The sequence below is a fragment of the Candidatus Atribacteria bacterium genome (assembly GCA_011056645.1).
GTDB lineage: Bacteria > Atribacterota > Phoenicimicrobiia > Phoenicimicrobiales > Phoenicimicrobiaceae > Sediminicultor > Sediminicultor quartus.
On the sequence record DSEL01000087.1, the window covers coordinates 1 to 3,485 of the forward strand.

The window sequence follows — 3,485 nt, forward strand, 5'->3', positions numbered from 1 at the left end:
AATATAAATAATAAAGAAAGGATAAAATAATATATGGAAATTGAACTGTTAATTCCCCTAAGTGGTATTATCGCCCTGATATTTGCACTATTTCTTTCTCTGAAGGTAATAAGAGAAAAACCGGGAAATGAATTAATGAAAGAAATATCAAATATGATTGAACAGGGTGCCATGGCTTTTTTAAAAAGGGAGTATAGTGTTTTAGTCTTTTTTATCATTGCAGTCGGCCTTTTACTTGGTTGGGTGAGAGGACCGATTACCAGTTTATCTTTTATAGTGGGTGCAATTTGTTCTGGATTGGCAGGTTTAGTTGGAATGAAAATTGCGACTAAAACGAATTCCAGGACTGCTCATGCTGCCACCGAAGGTGGCATAACCAAAGCATTAAAAATCGCTTTTTCCGGTGGTGCGGTGATGGGCATGTCAGTAACAGGTTTTGGATTATTTGGTTTAGGGATTTTATACTACTTTATCAGAGATCCGGAAATTATAAATGGGTTTGCCTTAGGTGCAAGTTCTATAGCTTTATTTGCTAGAGTAGGTGGTGGAATATTTACTAAAGCAGCAGATGTAGGGGCTGATTTAGTGGGAAAGGTAGAAGAAGGAATACCCGAAGATGACCCTCGCAATCCAGCAGTAATTGCAGATAATGTAGGAGATAATGTAGGAGATATAGCAGGAATGGGTGCAGATTTATTTGAGTCTTACGTAGGCGCAATTGTTTCCAGTATGATTTTGGGTGGAATGTTATTCGAAGGAGTAAAAGGAGTCATGTTCCCGTTATTATTAGCTGCTTGTGGGGCAATTTCTTCCATTATTGGGACCTTCTTTGTAAATACAAAAAGCGAAAAGAAATTAAACGCAGCTTTAACCAAAGGGACTTTGGTAAGCGGGTTTTTAGTTATTATTGCTTCCGCTTTTCTTTCTAATATTTTATTTAATAGTTTAAATATATTTTATGCCACTACCGCTGGATTAATAGCTGGCATTATGATCGGATTAGTGACTGAATATTATACATCTTATAACTACCCGCCAGTAAAGTCCATTTCTAAATCATCGCTTACCGGAGCAGCAACTACCATTATTTCTGGATTGGCAGTCGGGATGCAAAGTACTGCAATTCCCTTAATTTTGATTGCTTTGACGGTGTTAGTTGCCAATAAATTTGCGGGTTTATATGGTATTGCTGTATCAGCAGTAGGTATGCTTTCTATCGTCGGTATGACGGTTTCTGTTGATTCCTATGGCCCGATTGCTGATAACTCAGGTGGAATAGCAGAAATGGCTGGATTAGATCCTAAGGTTCGAAAAATTACCGATTCATTAGATTCGGTGGGAAATACCACCGCTGCTATTGGGAAAGGCTTTGCTATCGGTTCAGCAGCATTAACTGCTTTGGCTTTATTTTCCGCTTACTGTAAATCTGTTGGGTTAGAGACCATAAGTATCACTAATCCCATAGTAGTAGCAGGGATGTTCATAGGTGGTCTTTTACCTTATCTTTTTTCTGCTTTGGCCATAAATGCAGTAGGTAAAACTGCCTTTTTAATGATAGAAGAAGTGCGTAGACAATTCAGGGAAATTGCTGGATTGAAAGAAGGTAAAACTAAACCGGATTCTGCGAGATGTGTAGATATTAGCACTAAAGGAGCTTTGAAAGAAATGATATTGCCGGGATTATTAGCCATAGTAACTCCTATATTAGTAGGAATAGTTTTAGGACCAAACGCATTAGGAGGAATGTTGTTAGGAGCGGTGGTAGTAGGAGTATTATTGGCTATCCAAATGGCCAATTCCGGGGGAGCTTGGGATAATGCCAAAAAATACATTGAAATGGGAAATTATGGGGGAAAAGGCACGAAAGTTCATGAAGCTGCTGTGATAGGAGATACGGTTGGCGATCCTCTTAAAGATACCGCCGGACCTTCTATGAATATATTAATTAAAGTAATGTCCATAGTCGCTCTGGTTTTTGTACCTCTATTTTTGAAATAGTATATCCTAATCATGTGTCATATATCGCATAAAAACAGTAATAAGTGGTAAGCAGGTGTAAGAAGTATTCAATTAATTCAATCAGTCAATTGGAAAATTGGGGGATAGGTAAATTTACTAAATTGATCCAAAGAGGAAATATTGGATGAGATTCTATGATTTAATTATTAAAAAAAGAGATGGTCAGAAGTTAATTCAAAAAGAAATAGATTTTATGATTAAAGGATATTGCCAAGATAGTATTCCGGATTATCAAATGTCTGCCATGTTGATGGCTATTTATTTTCAAGGAATGGATATCAATGAAATAAAATATCTGACTATGGCTATGGTTCATTCAGGAAAAATTATTGATCTTGGATCCATTCCCGGCATTAAGGTTGATAAACATAGTACGGGAGGCGTAGGAGACACTACTACTCTTGCTTTGGTACCTATGGTAGCTGCAGCGGGTGTACCGGTAGCTAAGATGTCCGGGCGGGGTTTGGGCCATACCGGCGGTACAATCGATAAATTAGAATCAATAACAGGATTTAAAACAGAACTAAGTTTGAATAAATTTATAAATATCGTCAAGAAAATTGGCGCTTCAATTATCAGTTCTAGTCCCGATCTAGACTTGGCAGATAAAAAAATGTACGCATTAAGAGATGTTACCGGGACAATAGAGAGTATTCCTTTAATCGTAGGTAGCATTATGAGCAAAAAATTAGCTGCTGGTACCGACGCTATTGTATTAGATGTCACTACCGGTAGTGGCGCTTTTATGAAAAAATATAAAGATGCTTTGAAGTTGGGTAAAATAATGGTAGATATAGGCCTGGAATTAGAGAAAGAAACGGTAGCAGTTGTGTCGAATATGGATGAACCCTTGGGTTTTGCTATCGGTAATTCTTTGGAGGTAAAAGAAGCTATCGAAGTTTTAAAAAATCGAGGACCAAAAGATTTACGTGATCTTTGTCTTGAGCTGGGTGCTTATATGTTAAAATTAGGCGGAGCAGTAAAGAATTATGAAGAAGGAAGGAATAGATTAGAAAAAATACTAAAAGAAGGGGCAGCTTTACGCAAATTTAAAGAGATAATAAGAGCTCAGGGTGGTAATTCGGAGATAGTAGATAACCCGGAATTATTACCTATGGCTAAGCATTGTACTAAAGTTAAAGCTGTTACTAGTGGTTATATACAGAAAATTGATTCTCGACGAGTCGGCGAGAGCGCTATGCTTTTAGGAGCAGGCAGAGAGGAAAAAGATTCAGAAATCGATTTATCTGTAGGAATTGTTTTAAAGAAAAAAGTAGGCAGTAGGGTAAATAGCAAAGATGATTTAGCGGAAGTATATTATAATGATCCAGAAAAATTAAATGAAGCTAAGGGTAAAATATTCTCTTCATTTGTTATAGAAAAGAAAAAACCTAAAAAAATACCGCTAATTTTAGCGACTATTAGCAAAGATGGTGTTAAAGAATTTATTTAATCGTATTTTATAT

Annotated in this window: 2 protein-coding genes; both read left to right on the forward strand. The window is 36.8% G+C overall.

What is annotated here, in order from left to right:
• The first annotated feature begins 33 nt into the window (after nt 1-33).
• Nucleotides 34-1,998, forward strand: coding sequence for a sodium-translocating pyrophosphatase (locus ENO17_03405; GenBank protein ID HER24083.1), 1,965 nt, complete (start codon nt 34-36; stop codon nt 1,996-1,998).
• Between the two features lie 145 nt (nt 1,999-2,143).
• Nucleotides 2,144-3,472, forward strand: coding sequence for a pyrimidine-nucleoside phosphorylase (locus ENO17_03410; protein HER24084.1), 1,329 nt, complete (start codon nt 2,144-2,146; stop codon nt 3,470-3,472).
• The last annotated feature ends 13 nt before the right edge of the window (nt 3,473-3,485 follow it).

What these genes read in the sequence shown, in the direction of transcription:
- ENO17_03410 (HER24084.1), top strand. Translation starts at nt 2,144, where the DNA reads ATGAGATTCTATGATTTAATTATTAAAAAAAGAGATGGTCAGAAGTTA.
- ENO17_03405 (HER24083.1), top strand. Translation starts at nt 34, where the DNA reads ATGGAAATTGAACTGTTAATTCCCCTAAGTGGTATTATCGCCCTGATA.